Annotated in this window: 24 protein-coding genes and 1 pseudogene; 19 read left to right on the forward strand and 6 right to left on the reverse strand. The window is 44.9% G+C overall.

The window, feature by feature from the left end; genetic code table 11:
* Window positions 1-546 precede the first annotated feature (546 nt).
* The 9 genes and pseudogenes from DXB70_RS04655 (at window position 547) to DXB70_RS04695 (ending at window position 7386) form a co-directional block, all read left to right on the forward strand.
* A complete protein-coding gene (locus tag DXB70_RS04655; RefSeq protein ID WP_118524346.1) occupies window positions 547-1563 on the forward strand; it encodes an aminopeptidase in 1017 nt (338 codons plus the stop codon).
* A gap of 417 nt (window positions 1564-1980) precedes the next feature.
* The gene (locus DXB70_RS04660) at window positions 1981-2967 is read left to right on the forward strand and encodes a LysR family transcriptional regulator (RefSeq protein WP_106999740.1); all 987 of its coding nucleotides are present in this window, start codon (window positions 1981-1983) and stop codon (window positions 2965-2967) included.
* Between the two features lie 300 nt (window positions 2968-3267).
* Complete coding sequence (ispH, locus tag DXB70_RS04665) at window positions 3268-4119, forward strand: 4-hydroxy-3-methylbut-2-enyl diphosphate reductase (RefSeq protein WP_118467777.1); 852 nt, start codon at window positions 3268-3270, stop codon at window positions 4117-4119.
* Window positions 4100-5182, forward strand: a complete 1083-nt coding sequence (rpsA, locus tag DXB70_RS04670) for a 30S ribosomal protein S1 (RefSeq protein WP_022360427.1) — start codon at window positions 4100-4102, stop codon at window positions 5180-5182. Before ispH ends, rpsA begins: the two co-directional genes overlap by 20 nt.
* Window positions 5183-5288: 106 nt before the next feature.
* Window positions 5289-5381 (forward strand): annotated as a pseudogene (locus DXB70_RS04675) (EamA family transporter); the annotation flags it as partial.
* Between the two features lie 291 nt (window positions 5382-5672).
* Window positions 5673-5987, forward strand: coding sequence for a PadR family transcriptional regulator (locus DXB70_RS04680; protein WP_022360428.1), 315 nt, complete (start codon window positions 5673-5675; stop codon window positions 5985-5987).
* Window positions 5988-6000: 13 nt separating this feature from the next.
* Window positions 6001-6822: a DUF1700 domain-containing protein gene (locus DXB70_RS04685; protein ID WP_118472902.1), complete on the forward strand. Its 822-nt coding sequence runs from the start codon at window positions 6001-6003 to the stop codon at window positions 6820-6822.
* A gap of 12 nt (window positions 6823-6834) precedes the next feature.
* Complete coding sequence (locus tag DXB70_RS04690; RefSeq protein ID WP_118491223.1) at window positions 6835-7137, forward strand: hypothetical protein; 303 nt, start codon at window positions 6835-6837, stop codon at window positions 7135-7137.
* 54 nt (window positions 7138-7191) lie between these two features.
* Window positions 7192-7386: a small, acid-soluble spore protein, alpha/beta type gene (locus tag DXB70_RS04695; protein WP_106999744.1), complete on the forward strand. Its 195-nt coding sequence runs from the start codon at window positions 7192-7194 to the stop codon at window positions 7384-7386.
* A gap of 116 nt (window positions 7387-7502) precedes the next feature.
* Here DXB70_RS04695 and DXB70_RS04700 read toward each other — a convergent pair whose 3' ends face one another.
* The 5 genes from DXB70_RS04700 to DXB70_RS04715 all read right to left on the reverse strand — a co-directional run bounded on the left by DXB70_RS04700 (window position 7503) and on the right by DXB70_RS04715 (window position 10949).
* Window positions 7503-8357: a site-specific integrase gene (locus DXB70_RS04700; protein WP_243099905.1), complete on the reverse strand. Its 855-nt coding sequence runs from the start codon at window positions 8355-8357 to the stop codon at window positions 7503-7505.
* Between the two features lie 69 nt (window positions 8358-8426).
* Window positions 8427-8567: a hypothetical protein gene (locus tag DXB70_RS14340; RefSeq protein ID WP_243099906.1), complete on the reverse strand. Its 141-nt coding sequence runs from the start codon at window positions 8565-8567 to the stop codon at window positions 8427-8429.
* 201 nt (window positions 8568-8768) lie between these two features.
* Window positions 8769-10085, reverse strand: a complete 1317-nt coding sequence (locus tag DXB70_RS04705) for a DUF4041 domain-containing protein (RefSeq protein ID WP_118672763.1) — start codon at window positions 10083-10085, stop codon at window positions 8769-8771.
* A 15-nt stretch (window positions 10086-10100) separates the two neighbouring features.
* A complete protein-coding gene (locus DXB70_RS04710) occupies window positions 10101-10529 on the reverse strand; it encodes an ImmA/IrrE family metallo-endopeptidase (protein WP_118672764.1) in 429 nt (142 codons plus the stop codon).
* A gap of 3 nt (window positions 10530-10532) precedes the next feature.
* Entirely contained in the window at window positions 10533-10949 is a 417-nt protein-coding gene (locus DXB70_RS04715; RefSeq protein ID WP_182434360.1) for a helix-turn-helix transcriptional regulator, read from the reverse strand.
* Between the two features lie 225 nt (window positions 10950-11174).
* Here DXB70_RS04715 and DXB70_RS04720 point away from each other — a divergent pair, with 225 nt between their 5' ends.
* The gene (locus tag DXB70_RS04720; RefSeq protein ID WP_182434359.1) at window positions 11175-11360 is read left to right on the forward strand and encodes a helix-turn-helix transcriptional regulator; all 186 of its coding nucleotides are present in this window, start codon (window positions 11175-11177) and stop codon (window positions 11358-11360) included.
* 139 nt (window positions 11361-11499) lie between these two features.
* On the opposite strand, the gene DXB70_RS04725 is transcribed toward DXB70_RS04720, so the two are convergent.
* Window positions 11500-12018 carry a hypothetical protein gene (locus tag DXB70_RS04725; protein WP_118672766.1) on the reverse strand — a complete coding sequence of 173 codons (519 nt, stop codon included), beginning with the start codon at window positions 12016-12018 and terminating at the stop codon, window positions 11500-11502.
* Between the two features lie 134 nt (window positions 12019-12152).
* On the opposite strand from DXB70_RS04725, the gene DXB70_RS04730 reads away from it, so the two are divergent.
* The 9 genes from DXB70_RS04730 to DXB70_RS04760 all read left to right on the forward strand — a co-directional run bounded on the left by DXB70_RS04730 (window position 12153) and on the right by DXB70_RS04760 (window position 15261).
* Window positions 12153-12656: a helix-turn-helix transcriptional regulator gene (locus tag DXB70_RS04730; protein WP_118472895.1), complete on the forward strand. Its 504-nt coding sequence runs from the start codon at window positions 12153-12155 to the stop codon at window positions 12654-12656.
* A gap of 82 nt (window positions 12657-12738) precedes the next feature.
* Complete coding sequence (locus DXB70_RS04735) at window positions 12739-12984, forward strand: hypothetical protein (protein WP_118472894.1); 246 nt, start codon at window positions 12739-12741, stop codon at window positions 12982-12984.
* An 83-nt stretch (window positions 12985-13067) separates the two neighbouring features.
* Complete coding sequence (locus DXB70_RS04740; RefSeq protein WP_118472893.1) at window positions 13068-13259, forward strand: hypothetical protein; 192 nt, start codon at window positions 13068-13070, stop codon at window positions 13257-13259.
* Between the two features lie 216 nt (window positions 13260-13475).
* Window positions 13476-13688, forward strand: a complete 213-nt coding sequence (locus DXB70_RS04745) for a hypothetical protein (RefSeq protein WP_118472892.1) — start codon at window positions 13476-13478, stop codon at window positions 13686-13688.
* A gap of 5 nt (window positions 13689-13693) precedes the next feature.
* On the forward strand, window positions 13694-13882 hold the full coding sequence (locus tag DXB70_RS14040; RefSeq protein ID WP_147354041.1) for a hypothetical protein: 189 nt from the start codon (window positions 13694-13696) through the stop codon (window positions 13880-13882).
* Entirely contained in the window at window positions 13863-14159 is a 297-nt protein-coding gene (locus DXB70_RS04750) for a hypothetical protein (RefSeq protein WP_118472891.1), read from the forward strand. The genes DXB70_RS14040 and DXB70_RS04750 overlap by 20 nt, the downstream gene beginning before the upstream one ends.
* Window positions 14131-14451, forward strand: coding sequence for a hypothetical protein (locus DXB70_RS04755; protein ID WP_118538672.1), 321 nt, complete (start codon window positions 14131-14133; stop codon window positions 14449-14451). Before DXB70_RS04750 ends, DXB70_RS04755 begins: the two co-directional genes overlap by 29 nt.
* A 32-nt stretch (window positions 14452-14483) precedes the next feature.
* Window positions 14484-14660: a hypothetical protein gene (locus DXB70_RS14115; RefSeq protein WP_182448416.1), complete on the forward strand. Its 177-nt coding sequence runs from the start codon at window positions 14484-14486 to the stop codon at window positions 14658-14660.
* Window positions 14644-15261, forward strand: coding sequence for a DUF1071 domain-containing protein (locus tag DXB70_RS04760; RefSeq protein ID WP_118672767.1), 618 nt, complete (start codon window positions 14644-14646; stop codon window positions 15259-15261). Before DXB70_RS14115 ends, DXB70_RS04760 begins: the two co-directional genes overlap by 17 nt.

Below are 15261 nucleotides of genomic sequence, written 5' to 3' on the forward strand. Positions count from 1 at the left end.
GCAAGGTTGTTTGTTTGGGCGACAAATAAAACTATTGCATCCAACTAGACAGTTCACCCCAATTATAACCATATAAATATACCTTACTGTTTTGTATGACGCCAGGAATCCCCGTTCAGCCAGTGTATCGGCTGAACGGGGATTCTTGGTGTTTTTAAGTCTGATTTGGATGTGAAGCACTGCCTCCCGAGCAAGAAAAACAGGTGACATTGAGCTGGTATGGAACTGCGGCTGGATGGCAAGCAAGCCGATGCAGGCGATTATCGTCCTGCTGTACGGCAGTACCGTATTCTACGCAATTTTCAGCGCACTGGGAATGCTTCCAGCAGGATGGTAAACCCCTTATCACGAAATATTTATAACATATTCGCAAATGGGTATATTTGTTTATAAGTGTGTGCGGGTTTGATAGTATATAGTCAAACCTCATGAGGAACAGAAAAACTAAATAAACAGCTATGAAACAGAGAACAATGACAGGCAGATAGCTTAAATCGGCTGGATGCGGAAACTGTCAAATAATAAAAAAAGCGAGGAGAATGAACTATGAGTGATAACAGAATTATCGAATGTATGGAACGTGCGCAGTATCTTCTTGGCAACCTGATGGCTGTTAAACCGGGCGAGGAAGTTTTGATTGTCGTTGACCCTCAGACCGACGAAAGAATGACCCAGGCGATGGCAGCAGCGGCTTTAAACTGTGGCGCTGAGTACGGCGTATACATGATGCCGATTCGTGGAAAAGATAAAGCAACCATTTTCCCGAAATCCCTGGAGCTTGGCATGGATGCCTGCGATGTATTTGTCGGCATGACAACTGCATCCGGTGCAGCTATCTACAATAACCATCTGAAAGAGCTCATCAACCAGAAGAAACTCCGTGAGGTTTCCATCTGCTTAAGAAGTATTGATAACTTCACACGAGGCGGCGCTCTGGCAGACTACGAAGCAGTTTACGCAGATGGCGAGAAGCTGCAGGCTATCTGGAGAGGTCATAAGATGGCTCACATCACCACACCGGCTGGTACCGACCTGTACATGGAAATGAATCAGATGGAGCCGATCATCGAATGTGGTATCGCGAGAAATCCGGGCGATGCAATGGCATGGTCTGACGGCGAGGTTTCCTTAGGACCGGTGATCGACACAACCCATGGCAAACTGGTAATTGATGGACCTATCTGCTACTATGGATGCCCGACCACACCGGTTGAGTTAAGAATCGAAAAAGGGCGTATCGTAGAGGTAGTTGGCGGCGATCCGAAGATTTGTAAAGAAATCCGCCGTCAGATCGCAGAAGTTAAAGATTCCGACAACATTGCAGAGATCGGACTTGGACTTAACCCGGCTTGTATGTTCAACGGAGACTTCGAGGAAGAGAAGAAGGCAAGAGGAACCTGCCACATCGCAATGGGCAACGGATTCTACTATGGACAGCCTGCACGTTCGACCGTACATATCGACATGGTACAGTACAATCCGACCGTTATCTTCGACGAGGGAACACCAGAAGAGGTTCTGATCGTAAAAGACGGCAAGGTTGTTTGTTTGGGCGACAAATAATATGGCTATATATTAAGAAGTATCAAGAACGAATTGCCAATGAAAGACTGCATGAATTGCGGTTGCGATTTCCCCTTGAGCAGCCGCAATATAAAACATCAGAAATTTGTAAAAGCTTAGGAATTGAATAAACCTCCATATTAAAAATGGAAGCTGTGGACGCAGGTTAGCTGCCTTAGATGTGCAGAGCGCAGGCGTTCGCAGCTTCTTTTGAGTGCTGATTCACGCACATGGAAGTTTCGTAAAACAAGCTGGATTCTGTCTGAAAAACGACAAATGGACGGAAAATACAGTTTATTTGTTTGCAGATATAGAAATCTTATGATAAAATAATAACAATAAAAAATAACTGTTAGATATGGCGGTTATATTCGTTTAAGCAAAGCAGGATGGAAAATGGACAGGGGGAATTGACAAATGCTGAATGAAATGAAGTACGTGTATGAGGTTTACAAAGAAAAGAGTTTTTCCAAAGCGGCGAAGAAGCTTTTTATCAGCCAGCCAGCACTCAGCAACATGGTGCGGAAGGCAGAGAAAGAGATGGGAGCGCCGATTTTTGATCGCAGTACGATTCCGCTGACGGTGACGAAGGAGGGCGCGTATTACATCCGTACCGTTGAAAAGATTCTTTTTCTGGAACGGAATCTGGAACGGTATTTTCAAGATATTGCGGGGCTTCAGGGCGGCACGCTGGCGCTCGGCGGTGCATCTTATTTCTGCTCGTTTGTGTATCCGGATCTGATTGCCCGTTTTCAGACAAAATATCCGCAGGTTACGATTGACCTAACAGAAGGAAATACGCGGGAGCTGAAAGCGGGGTTGGAAAATGAGTCGCTGGATCTGGTGTTGGAGACGGCGATGGAGAAGGACGATACTTCGATCAAACGGTATTTATTCCGGAAGGAAAATCTGATTCTGGCAGTTCCGGAAAGTTTTCCGGTTAACCGGAAGCTGCAGCCATACCGACTGTCCAGGCAGGAGATTCTGTCCAAGTCCTTTTTAAAACCGGAGGTGGAGGCAGTTCCGTTAAAGGAATTTAAGGATGTGCCGTTTATCACGATGAAACCGGGCAATGATATGTATAAACGAGGCGCGAAAATGTGCCGCAACAGCGGTTTTACGATGAAAACTGTGATGATGGTGGATCAGGTGCTGACTTCTTTAAATATCGTCTCCAATGGGGTTGGAGCGATGTTTGTGCGTTCTGATATTGTACAGTGGCGTCCGGAGGACCCGAGGCTGGTCTATTATAAGATAGACGACCCGTTGTCTGAGCGGGAGATCACATTTTCGGTCAAGCGGGGGCGTTATGTGACGGCGGCGATGCGTGAGTTTATGCGTCTGGCAGGCATCCGGTCGGATGATCCGGACGCCGATCCGGCTGCCGGGAGGCAAAAGGAGTAACGGCAATTTCTGAAGACAGGGACTGAATGCGGCGTAAATTCCGGAATGCGGTTGCAAAATCAGTTAATCGTGTAAATTTTATATAATTTTACGTCGATTTAGACTTTACCAGCAGTCTAAAGTATGATAGACTATAACAATGAGGGTAAATGAGTTGCCGATTAAAGGCGGAAGAATTTCTATTCTGGAGAATTCGCGGGATGCTATGAGAGACAGGAGCAAAGGTGGATTTTATGAAGGAGACAGAGGGGATTTATTTATCCAAGACGATGAGGAATAGGAGGAATGGCGGGCAGGAACATGGAAATCACAGTTGCGAAGACGGCTGGCTTCTGCTTTGGCGTGAAGCGGGCAGTCGAGAAGGTATATGATCAGATAGCGACGGGGAAGAAGCCGATCTATACCTACGGTCCCATCATCCACAATGAAGAGGTGGTGCGGGATCTGGAAGAGAAGGGCGTACAGGTCATCAATTCGAAGGAGGAACTGGAAGCCCTGAAAGAAGGCGTGGTCGTCATCCGTTCCCACGGCGTAGGCAGGGAGATCTATGAACTCCTGGAACGCCAGGGACTGGAGCTTGTGGACGCGACCTGTCCATTTGTCAAAAAGATCCACAAGATTGTCCGGGAACAGTGCGAAGCCGGACGCCGCGTGATTATCGTGGGAAATGAGCACCACCCGGAGGTCGAGGGTATCAAAGGCTGGGGAAATGAGTATACTCTGGCAGTCGAGTCACTGGAGGAATTTGAAAATCTGGCACTCAGACCGGATGAAAAGCTCTGTATCGTGGCGCAGACGACATTTAACTACAATAAATTTCAAGATTTAGTTGAAAAAATTTCAAAAACGTATTATGATATACTTGTTTTAAATACGATTTGCAATGCAACACAGGAGAGACAGGTTGAGGCGAGGCAGATAGCTTCACAGGTTGATGTTATGATTGTGATTGGAGGCAAGAACAGTTCTAACACACAAAAGTTGTATGAGATTTGCCGCAGGGAATGTAAACACACTTACTACATTCAGACACTGGAAGATTTCAAGCCTGAGATAACAGGTACTGTGCGCAGCGTAGGTATTACAGCCGGGGCATCGACCCCAAATCAAATTATCGAGGAGGTTCATACTAATGTCAGAATTAAGTTTTGAACAAATGTTTGAAGAATCATCATTCAAGAGATTACGTACAGGAGAGGCTGTTACCGGTCAGGTTATCGGTGTCAAGGAAGACGAAATCATTCTCAGCATCGCTGGAAGCAAATCCGAAGGCATCATCACAAGAAGCGAATTCACCAATGAGCCGGGCGTAGATCTTAGAACCAAAGTTCAGGTCGGCGACGAACTGGAAGCAAAAGTTCTGAAAGTAAACGACGGAGAGGGCATGGCTGCTTTATCTTACAAGAGACTGGCTGCTGATAAGGGTCTGAAACGTCTGAAAGAAGCTTTCGAGAACAAGGAAGTTCTGAAAGAGAAAGTTACACAGGTTATGGAGAAAGGCCTCGTAGTAGAGGTTGAGGGAACCCGTGTATTCATTCCGGCAAGCATGGTTTCTGATACTTATGATAAAGACTTATCCAAGTACGCAGGTCAGGAGATTGAGTTCGTAGTTACCGAGTTCAATCCGAGCGGAAGAAGAAGCCGTATCATCGGCGACCGCAAGCAGATCCTGCTTGAGAAGAAAGCTGCTATGCAGAAAGAATTATTCGAGAAGATCGCTGTTGGTCAGACCGTAGAAGGTGTTGTTAAGAATGTAACTGATTTCGGTGCATTTATCGACCTTGGCGGCGCTGACGGTCTGCTTCACATCTCTGAGATGTCCTGGGGCAGAGTTGAGAACCCGAAGAAGGTTTTCAAAGTAGGCGATAAAGTAAAAGCTCTGATCAAAGATATCAACGGCGAGAAGATCGCTCTGAGCTTAAAGTTCCCGGAGAGCAATCCGTGGGCAAACGCAGCTGAGAAATATGCTGTAGGCAACGTAGTAGAAGGCAAGGTAGCACGTATGACTGATTTCGGCGCATTCGTTGAGCTGGAGCCAGGTGTAGATGCACTTCTTCACGTATCCCAGATTTCCAGAGAGCATGTTGACAAACCATCCGACGTACTGAGCGTAGGACAGGTTATCACTGCTAAGGTAGTTGATTTCAACGAGGCAGACCGCAAGATCAGCCTGAGCATGAAAGCTCTTGAGAATCAGGAAGCAGAAGAAAACTAATCAAACGGTTGACGCCAGTTTCTCATCGGACAGATAGTGCGTCAGACGGAGGATGAAAGAATCATCAGGCTGTCACTTCCACAGGAAGAATGTGGAGGTGGCAGCCGTTTTTGTGATGGCGTGGGGCATGGTATTCTTGACCGGAACGCAGTTGGGTATTTCTGGGATTGGAAGAAAGAGCTGGCTGTTTCTGGTGCTGTAGAAAGCTATTTGGTGATTTTATTAAGATAAAAATGAAAACAGGCAGTATGGCGTATGTGATGGAACATAGGTTGTACGGTCTGTTTTTTGCGTGATGAGGAGCGGGATACGGCGTGGTGAAGGGTTGTGGGAGCAGAAAGATGGATTGGAGTGAGTCATAAGGATATTTGGAAAAATATTGACAAAGAAGGTACACTGATATATAATTTAGATACAATATTATATAACATATAATATTAAACAAGAAAAAATATTATATTTTGAATTAGTGAATCTTAGGAGGGATAAGATGGTTTTTAATACAGGAGCTGCGCTTCTGGATGCGATCGTCCTTTCAGTTGTATCAAAATCTGCAGAAGGAACATATGGGTATAAGATCACGCAGGATGTCCGTCAGGCAATCGAAATATCGGAGTCCACGCTTTATCCGGTGTTGCGGCGGCTTCAGAAGGATGACTGCCTGGAAACATATGACCGGGCGATCGACGGCAGAAACCGACGGTATTACAAAATAACGGAGGCGGGACGGATTCAGCTGAATCTTTACCGGGGTGAGTGGAACGTGTATGCAGGAAAAATTTCAGAGATACTGAAAGAGGGATAAGGAGAGGCAGATCATGAAAAAAGAAGCATTTTTAGAGAGGCTGGAAGCGCTCTTGCAGGATATTCCGGAAGAAGAAAAACGGGATGCGATTGACTATTACCGCGATTATCTGGAGGAAGCGGGACCGGAGAAGGAAGAAGAGGTACTTGCAGAATTTCAGAGTCCGGAGCATATTGCCGAGGTAATCCGGACGGAGCTGCAGAGTGAATGGAGTGGCGGCGAATTTACAGACCGGGGGTACAATGACAGCCGGTTTGAAGAAAAGCGGACGACTTTATCCAGAAGCGGTGGGGCAGAACAGGGAGAACGAGAAAAAGAAGCAGGATTTCAGGCTGGAACCGAGGATGCCCCATTCCGGGAATTTCGGGATGAGGAAACGGGAGAAAATGCGGCATCCAATGAGAATCAAAGAAGCCGTCTGAGCGAGATGCTGCATTGCTTAAAAGAAAAAATAACCGGTTCCAAGATTGGAATGGTTGTGGCAGTTCTGGTAGTGCTTGCAGTTCTTCCATTTATCTTTTCGCTGGTAACGGGGACTGTGGGAAGTGTTTTTGGGCTGGCAGTCGCACTGGCAGCGATATTGGTGGTGCTGGGACTGATGACGGTGCTGGTGTTTGTTGGCGGAATTATGCTGTTCGTTCTGGGTGCAGCGAGTCTGTTTGAACATTTTGCGATGGGACTGATGTTCATCGGATTGGGTATCGCGGCAGAGGGCAGCTGTCTGCTTCTGATATGCGGCTGTATCCTGTTTTACGGTGTATTTCTGCCGTGGGCAGTCAAGGGAATCATTCAGCTTTGCCGTCAGGCGGCAGGTTATCTGTCAGCCAGGGCGTAGGAGGATAGGAAAATGAAAAAATGGATGAAAAAAATGGCAATCATTGGCGCTGTCCTCTTTGTGGGTGGAATCGGTGTGACATCGATCGGGGCTGCCATTGGAGGCGCAGCTGCCGGACTGGATTTTCTGATCGATCAGGAAAAAAAATTTCAGGATAAATATAACTGGGGTGATTCGGAGGAGATATGGGATGATACGGAGCAGCTGCCGGATGAGATCGACGAGCCGGATGAGATGGAAGAGCAGCTGCCGGAAGAGATCGACGAGCTGGATGAGATGGAAGAGCAGCTGGACAGAGAAAAACAATGCGAATAGTTTTCCAGAAAATGGACATACTCTGAGTACACAAGGTGGAAAGGAGTATTTTTTATGGATGAAAATAAGGTGGATTTTGAGAAAATGACCCCGGCAGAGCGGCTGAAATATGAGGTGGCGGAAGAAATTGGGCTGGCAGACAAGGTACGGCAGTATGGCTGGAGAAGCCTGACTGCCAAGGAGAGCGGGCGGATTGGCGGTCTGATGACGAAGAAAAGGCGGGAGATGAAACAGGATAAGAAAGGCTGATAGATATTTGCTTGAAAACACCAAAAGCCCTTGAAAATAAAGGAAAAAACCAATATTTTCAAGGGCTTTCAAATCTGCCGGCTGCGGGACTTGAACCCGCGAAGAAGCCTTTAATATCAATGCTTTTCAGGCATCGTGTTGCATTTCGTGTTGCATGATTTTACGTTTGCAACTTTTTGGAAATGTTCAAGGATCAGCTGACTCTGCTTTTCTGCCTCCGAATCAATGACATTCCGGTAGACGGTTTTCATCACATTATCAGAGGACCAGCCGCCGCGCTGCATAATGTATTGATCCGGGACTCCGATCGCATGCATGATGGACGCGGAGTAATGCCGCAGGTCATGAAAGCGGAAGTGGGGGAGCTGGCAGAGATCCAGAACCCGCTCGAATTCTCGCGTGAGCTGATCGGGATTCAGATTACACAGCGGCCCTTTTTTACCGCGTATATGTTTAAAAAAGAATTCTGGCATTTGTATGGTCCGATAGCTGCCGTAGGTTTTGGGCGATTTGGTTATCCACTCATTGTCTTCGCTGCGCACGATGCTTTTGCTGACAGTTATGGTGTTCCCCTTGATATCACGGGAAGTCAGGGCGCAGATTTCGCCGCGGCGAAGCGGACCAAATGCCGCCAGAAGAATGGCTGTTTCCAGATCAGTTCCCGCAGATTCAGCCAGGAGCCGCTGGATGTCTGCGTCGTTCGGACAATATAGCTCCGGGTGCTTCCGGGCGGGAAGCTGTACGCGGATAGAAAGGTCGGGGGCAAACATATCGAGAGCCGCTGTCAGAAGCGCATAGGCATTTCGGACGGTCTTAGGGCTAAGCCTTTTCGATAAATCAGATATCCAGATCTGTACAATCTGGCTGTTCAATTCATTAAGGCGTGTGCTGCCGAAATCGCCCTGGAAGTGCGTCCGCAAGAGTCCTGCATAGCCGCGTAGGGTAGACGGGGAAAGGACGGCTGCTTTCATGTCCTTGTATCGCTGGACAGCGACACGAACGGATATATTTTCGGCGCGGTTCCTTTTCTTTGATAATTTTCATTCGTCTGCAAGCATCCGCGCCTCTTTCTTGGTCGGCGCGGTAAAGGACTTATAATGACGTTTACCATCCGGATCTGTGTAATCTAAAGCCAGAACACGAAAGTTCCCGGATGGGAGTGAATTTTTGCGTTTTGCCATAATGATATCATCCTCCTTGGTGGGTATAGGAAATACACCCCTTGCAGGGCACCCGGAAGAATGATATAATTCAAAGTGTTCAAGTTTGATTATATCTTCCGGGAGTGATCCTGTAAGAGAAAATCTATGTAAAGCCGTTCGGTGTTGGTAGCACCGGGCGGTTTTGCTATTTAAAGGGGTCGAAATCGACCATTTTATGCTTTAATGAGCATTTTCTTCAGAATGCATTCGTTGGCTGATGCGGAATTGTTCGGCGTCTGGAACGTCTATAAATTCTACTGTTTTATCAAAGTTTTTCTTAACTACTTCTTTGATTTCATCCAGGGTTACATTGAAAAATTCTCGGCGCGTATTTACCATATTTATCTTACGATCTTCAAATGCCCTATGCAAAGCAGCTTCCAGAGCAGGAGCATCATCAGAAAAAATCATTGCGTGTACATCAAAATTAAACGGAACAGAAGCATCGCCAAGTTCATCCACGCGGTCTTGAGGGTCTAATCTTCGGGTCATTCCAATTTTATAAACATTAGGACCGAAAGAACCAATATTTGAAATTACGTAAACGTAACCAGCTTTCATATTCGCCTGACGGTAATCAATATCTGCAATGGCTTTTTCTATATCTTTGATATGAGACTCAAGCTGTGCTTTCTTCTCTAAGAGATCCGCATCGTTAGGTTTTTGCTGGAGCTGCAACTGTAAATGCTCATAAGCAGTTTGGTAATGTGTTTGCTCTTTTTCGATTCTTTTTCGCTGTTCTTCAATTTCCTTTTGGATACGAGCCTGTTCGCGCTGTTCTGCGCGGGCAGCTTTTAGTTCTTCTTTTTCCTGTTGTTTTTTCTGCTGATATTCGAAAGCTAAACGGAGTTCTTTAACTTTGGCATCTAAATAGGGTTGAGTTATGGAAATACTCATAATGGTTCCTAGTTTTGAAATAGCCTCAGCCGATTTATAGATACGATCTAATGTTGCGTCAAAATTGGTGTATTTAACACGGGATATTAAATCATCACATTCGCTATTAAAAGCTCGCATGAGCAATTTCTGAGTATCAGAGACCATTTTCTTGCCTTTAGAGACGCTACCATTTACAGTCCATTCGGTACTTCCGGAAACCGCATTCTTATTCTTTATTAATTCTTTTTGTTTAGCGCGTATTTTTGCTAATTCTTCCTTATAGTCTAAAGCACTGGCAAAATCATAATGCGGCTGGTACAGTCCAAACTCCTGTACAATGATTTCATCGTCCATCCATGATATTTCGGAATGTTTTTTATGTATTGTATCATTCAGCGAATTGATTTCATTGTTTTTCTTGGATATATCAGAAGAAAGCGAAGCAATTTCATTTTCTTTTGTGGAAATTTCGTTTTGGAGTTCTTCAATTTTCCTTTGCAAGGCATCAGCATGCTGCATTTCGGGTGTGAATAAACTTTTTAACCGTTCACATTCAGCTTGAGACTTTTCAAGTTCAGCCTTATATTGATTCCCTTTAAAAGTATCAAATAATCCCATAGTTTTCTCCTTTTGTTATTTTTGCTGGAAACGTAATTTGACTAAGTCTTTACGATATCCCAGTAAGTGGGATATCTGATCTGCGGTGTATGGTTCATATTCAGCGATCATATCATCATCGATTAAGAGATCCATAGCAAACGTATCTGCCTCCACCTCGTAACGATGGGTGTTTAGGTGGGTTCTGCTATCCATAAACAATGCATTGGCTTTTTTATGGAGCAGCATATGCCCGAGTTCGTGGGCACAAACAAATGTTTTTTCGTGTTCTGGAAGAGATTCATCTATGTAAATGATATTATTTCGCTGAAAATATTGGTAAAATCCACGGACTCCACTTAAGGGGGCGAATACTACAATGGCATTCAGACCGCGGATGATATCAAAAGGATTCCTGGTCTGATGCTTACGCACCAGCGTGTTGACCCTTTTCTTAATATCCATAAGCTATTCCTTCTTATATTTTTTAGGAGTGTACTTTTCTTTATTTTTCTTCTTCGCCATTTCCATGCCGATCTGCATCGCGGATAGAATCGACTCGATTGCCTCGGGACTGGCGGGATCGCCGTCAAACATTAAGCCTTCCTGAGAGAGTAGCTGATCGCGGGTATTATTTAGAATCTTCTCAATGTCCTTTTCGTCACGAGGGGTTAATGGTGGTGTATTCTCCGGTAATTCGCCCGATGCAAGGTATTCAACAGATACATTAAAGTAGTTGGCTACTTTCTGTAAACGTTCATAGGTTGGAGTGCTGTTCTTCCATTTTGATATGCTACCATTCGAAAAACCAAGCTCCTTTTCAAGTTTTCCCTGTGATAGTCCAGCTTCTTTTCTCAGCTTTTCTATTCGTTCAAATGTTGTCAAAAATATCCCTCCTTAATTACAGAAAATATTCTGTAAAACCACTTGACAAATAGAAATGTTTCGGTATAATAAGAAGTGTGTTACAGAAAACTTTCTAAAATATACAAATGGTAATTACTGAAATTATTCTATTGAACTGACAACTTCATATTAGAATATTTTCAGTAAAAAGTCAATATATAAATAGAAAGTTTTCTGACATAGTTTTCTAAAATGGAGGTGGTAATGGTGCTGTATGACAACGTAAAACAGGCATGCAGAGAAAAAGGCGTGTCTGTTTCTGCACTGGAGAAAGCGGTAGGTTTTTCTAACGGGTGTATTTCTAAGTGGAACGAGAGTGAACCCGGCATTCGCAAGGTTCAGAAAGTGGCGGATTATCTCGGCGTAGCGATCGAAGATCTGTTGGAGTAGGGAGGTGAGAGGGATGAAGATAGTATTGTTAATTGGCTGCTGGCTTTTAGGAGCATTATGCGTTCTGATTATGAAAAAAATAGAGCCACATAACAAGGTGTATCCTGTATGGGCTCTGTTTATATCGATCATGTTTACGCTATTCGTGTTCTACGATTTGCTTGGTAGAAGTTAGTTCTTTATTAAGTTCACAACCTAAAGATGCGATAAGGGAAGAATACATTGTTCGTTCTTCTCTTGAGGATCCGCTACCAAAGACTTCGTTGTCGATTTTATCCATGAACGAAATAAGTGTTTTTTGGTTTTGGGAATCACAGAACAAAAGAGCTGTATCGACAGCGGAGTGGACATTTTGATAGCGTTCAAGAGATTGCTTCGAAGCGGTAAAGTTACCAGCGGAGCGAAGTACCTCACTAAAAGCAGTTTTTTTATCAGCATAATAAATTTCAAATTGCTTTTGAGCAGCTTCATGGGAAAGAGATAATTTTTTCATATTTTCTTCATGACAGAATTCGAGCTTTTTCATTTTATATGCATGGTGATTATTAATTAAAGCAACAGCTACGGGAGATAAAAAAGCAGCAATAGCAATAACAGCTGTAATTACCCACGATAAATCTAATGGGTGCGAAAAAAGAGAATCAAAATTAATGCTCATGGGAGTCTCCTTTTGTTTTGTACTCGGCATTTTTGGAAGCCTGTAAGTACAGTATAGGGCAAAAGGATGGGGATGGCAATTAAAAAGAGGCGTATTCCAATAAAGAGAGCGAACCTAGAAGGGAGGCAAAAGAGATGCGTTTTATTGAGAACGAGATTCTGGAACGTATTGGCTTTGATTTTTATTGCGACATTGCAAATAACATTGTCAAAGCCAGAGCAGAAATGGGATGGACCCAGAAGAAGCTGGCAGAGCAGTCAGGAATCAAACCCCATCGGCTGGTGGGAATTGAAAATGTAAAGATCCGGATCGATTTGGATGATTTGGAAAAGCTGTCAAAGGTCTTAAACAGATCAGTGGACTGGCTTCTGGATGCGGAGTTGGAGGGCGGCGGAAAAGAATGCCTTTATCTGGTTTGGTCGGACTCCAGTCCATGTCTTAAACTTTACCAGAGAGCTACCAGTAAGCGGATGGCATTCATGATATATGACAGAAAATTCAAGGAGTGCCATGTTGCATACAGCAGCGGGCGAGAGAGACATTTTGTACAACTTGTAGGAGTTCCAGTATCAACGGCAGAAATTCAGAAGAAGTTCAAAAAGCGTGTGACGGATGATTTGCCGATAGAACCGGATTGATTCGGGATGTCAATGCTCAGATGTCATTAGCTGAGTAGGGGGAATTCTGTTCGCAACAGAGGATGAGGAGGAGGTGTAAGAAATGAAAAGAACTGCATTTAAGAAAAAGCCATCATGGAGCTATTGCACGGCGGATTGGATAAACGAAATTAAGATTCGAACCAGTTGGACAAATGAAAAACTTGCTGGTGAGCTGGGAGTATCGATGTCAACGCTCCATAATCTTAAATCTGCGCCGTGGAAGGTGTCTGGGGCGTACGTGCTGCGGCTTCTGGAGATTCGCAATAATGTGATTGCAAAATATGAAAATGAAAGAAAAGTCGTGTAAGATCTGCTGGAGTTGCTGGCGGTGTATGGAATCCGATCGGGAATACCCGTGCAAAAATTATAAGAAGAAAGCGAGGAAGCGTAATGAGAAGAGAACTGAAATGCATGGAACTGAGAAGTCAGAACCAGCGGACCATTGAGGTGCTGGACAAAGAACTTGGCAGAGCACAGGCGGATCTGCGGTTTGCGTGGCGGCTGGCATATGTAGGCATGACGATCGCAGCGGTGGCGACCGGGGCGATGGTGGCGATTGCGCAGGCGGCGGGGATGTTCTAAATGAGAGAAAGAGAAATGGAGTTTTGCCCGTTCAGAACTGTGATGGAGACATTTCCAGCCGTACTTGTTGGACAAGGGGACGTTACACGGACGAGATTTGAATTATGCTTAAAAGAAAAATGCCCAGCGTTCCGTGTGATGAGGGGGGCGAGAGCTGTTTGAGGCTGGAGAAGCAGTAAAGGCTGTTTTTGGCAGCAGGGGAAGGAGGACAGGAGTATGTCGAAGAGAGTCGAAGAAATCCTCAGAGGTATGCCACGGGAAGATCTGAGAGTCAGAGAAGATTACCGTGATGATGGATTACGCGTCAAGCTTGCGACGCATTACCTTATAGGCTATCTGGGGAATGAAACACCGGAAAACAACAGAGCTGTTTACAGCGGAAAGGAGATTGCGGAATTGCTGGAAAGCGTCTGCAATGGCATTGAATAAGAAAGATGAGCAGGAGAACCAACGGAACCAACCGCGCCGGGGCGATGGTAAACGCCAGCCGGTACACCGGTTATGGGAAACCAAAGAAAAAGACCGCCAGCTTGGCAGAGCTGAACGGTCAAATCAATAAAAATATTAACAGCTTGATTATATCAAGAGATTCGGGAGGATGCAATGGTAAAAGCAACAATTAAAGGTAAAAGGGAGCCGATGGAGCTGGAGGGGGATATGATCCTTGGTGCCACGATCCAGTATGATGCAACCAGAGATTCAGGGGTGTTTATCATCGGTGATGTTAAATATTCACTTCTTCCGAGAACCCTGGCAGTAATGGCGGCGGCGCTTCTGAAAAAGCATTTTTCGGGAGAAGAGCTGGCGAAAGCATATGCAGATTTCTATATAGCATTTCTTGCAACTGTGGAAGTAGCACGGGAGGATTCTGATGAAGAAGAGACTGGCAAAGAAAATTGAGAAGATGCGCCGGAAGAAGATTCATGAGGCGCTGGAGATGGTGTTGGAGATCAATACCACACAGGTAAGAAGTCAGGAGCTTACTGGACGCAAGCCTACGGCGTTCTTTTCGTTTTCGGGTCACGTAGCAGACGTAGATGTTAGCATGTATCAAAATGGATGGAGCTTTACACGCGGCGCGGAAGGACGTTGGAGTGCTCAAGCCTTCCTCGACCACGCTGGAGATATGGAGCGACTGCTGAAAGAGCTTGCGAACAAGAAAAAGGAGTTACAGGATGCTGGAAAGATGTGAATGCTGCGGTGCTGTTGGAGGAAGACAGAAGAATGTATAAAGGAATGATGTTTACGCCAGAAGCCGGAAAGACAGTGAACGATGCAGAGGCGTTCGAATACGCGAAGAATCATCTGGATGAACTGCCGCAGGAAGATAAAGAACTCTTTGTTGAGTTCTTCTTCTCTGGCAACTGGATTAAGGAGGAAGATCGTGCTGAAACCATATAGTGAACTCAGAAAAGTGGACATATCTCGATATTGCATGGAACGAGAAGGAATTAAATATTTAAATTGGGCGAAGTGCATTGACATTCTGCGCGAATACGGAGCAGAAGAGGTTTATTTTGAACCAATTCCAAACCCCAAAACAGGCGGAAGCCTTTATTATACTGATCTTGAATTTGAAGATAAGAGCGGAATTAGAAATCGTTGCTACGAAACTCGCATCAGAGTTGTAATTGATGGCAAGGAATACATCATGCAGTCACCGGTCATGAACGGAAGCAATCCTGTAAAGGACAACAGCATGAATCAACAGCGTGTCTGGAATAGCATGACGCGTTCGTTTGTGAAGTGTGTGGCAATTCACACTGGACTTGGTTTTGATTTGTGGCTCAAAGAGGAACAGAAGCCATTTGACAATGTTATTCCCGGGAACGAGCCTTTAGCAAGCAAAGCGCAGATACAGACCCTTAAGAATTTAGGTAAAAAGCATAAGGTAGATATGGAGTATTGGCTTGCATCTAATAATCGTGCATGGGATAGTCTTACAGGAAATGAAGCAGGAACCATGCTGAATGCTTTGAAGGCAAAGTACGGAGATGATTAA

It is taken from the genome of Clostridium sp. OM05-5BH (assembly GCF_003481505.1).
Lineage (GTDB): Bacteria > Bacillota > Clostridia > Lachnospirales > Lachnospiraceae > Otoolea > Otoolea fessa.

Coding starts and splice junctions, on each gene's coding strand:
- DXB70_RS04755 (WP_118538672.1), top strand. CDS start 14,131: ATGAAGAAGAGACTGGCAAAGAAAATTGAGAAGATGCGCCGGAAGAAG.
- DXB70_RS04680 (WP_022360428.1), top strand. CDS start 5,673: ATGGTTTTTAATACAGGAGCTGCGCTTCTGGATGCGATCGTCCTTTCA.
- DXB70_RS04735 (WP_118472894.1), top strand. CDS start 12,739: ATGAAAAGAACTGCATTTAAGAAAAAGCCATCATGGAGCTATTGCACG.
- DXB70_RS04685 (WP_118472902.1), top strand. CDS start 6,001: ATGAAAAAAGAAGCATTTTTAGAGAGGCTGGAAGCGCTCTTGCAGGAT.
- DXB70_RS04730 (WP_118472895.1), top strand. CDS start 12,153: ATGCGTTTTATTGAGAACGAGATTCTGGAACGTATTGGCTTTGATTTT.
- DXB70_RS04700 (WP_243099905.1), bottom strand. CDS start 8,357: ATGAAAGCAGCCGTCCTTTCCCCGTCTACCCTACGCGGCTATGCAGGA.
- DXB70_RS04750 (WP_118472891.1), top strand. CDS start 13,863: ATGGTAAAAGCAACAATTAAAGGTAAAAGGGAGCCGATGGAGCTGGAG.
- DXB70_RS04695 (WP_106999744.1), top strand. CDS start 7,192: ATGGATGAAAATAAGGTGGATTTTGAGAAAATGACCCCGGCAGAGCGG.
- rpsA (WP_022360427.1), top strand. CDS start 4,100: ATGTCAGAATTAAGTTTTGAACAAATGTTTGAAGAATCATCATTCAAG.
- DXB70_RS14040 (WP_147354041.1), top strand. CDS start 13,694: ATGAGCAGGAGAACCAACGGAACCAACCGCGCCGGGGCGATGGTAAAC.
- DXB70_RS14115 (WP_182448416.1), top strand. CDS start 14,484: ATGTATAAAGGAATGATGTTTACGCCAGAAGCCGGAAAGACAGTGAAC.
- DXB70_RS04720 (WP_182434359.1), top strand. CDS start 11,175: ATGGTGCTGTATGACAACGTAAAACAGGCATGCAGAGAAAAAGGCGTG.
- DXB70_RS04660 (WP_106999740.1), top strand. CDS start 1,981: ATGCTGAATGAAATGAAGTACGTGTATGAGGTTTACAAAGAAAAGAGT.
- DXB70_RS04710 (WP_118672764.1), bottom strand. CDS start 10,529: ATGGATATTAAGAAAAGGGTCAACACGCTGGTGCGTAAGCATCAGACC.
- DXB70_RS04740 (WP_118472893.1), top strand. CDS start 13,068: ATGAGAAGAGAACTGAAATGCATGGAACTGAGAAGTCAGAACCAGCGG.
- DXB70_RS04705 (WP_118672763.1), bottom strand. CDS start 10,085: ATGGGATTATTTGATACTTTTAAAGGGAATCAATATAAGGCTGAACTT.
- DXB70_RS04725 (WP_118672766.1), bottom strand. CDS start 12,018: ATGAGCATTAATTTTGATTCTCTTTTTTCGCACCCATTAGATTTATCG.
- DXB70_RS14340 (WP_243099906.1), bottom strand. CDS start 8,567: ATGGCAAAACGCAAAAATTCACTCCCATCCGGGAACTTTCGTGTTCTG.
- DXB70_RS04690 (WP_118491223.1), top strand. CDS start 6,835: ATGAAAAAATGGATGAAAAAAATGGCAATCATTGGCGCTGTCCTCTTT.
- ispH (WP_118467777.1), top strand. CDS start 3,268: ATGGAAATCACAGTTGCGAAGACGGCTGGCTTCTGCTTTGGCGTGAAG.
- DXB70_RS04655 (WP_118524346.1), top strand. CDS start 547: ATGAGTGATAACAGAATTATCGAATGTATGGAACGTGCGCAGTATCTT.
- DXB70_RS04745 (WP_118472892.1), top strand. CDS start 13,476: ATGTCGAAGAGAGTCGAAGAAATCCTCAGAGGTATGCCACGGGAAGAT.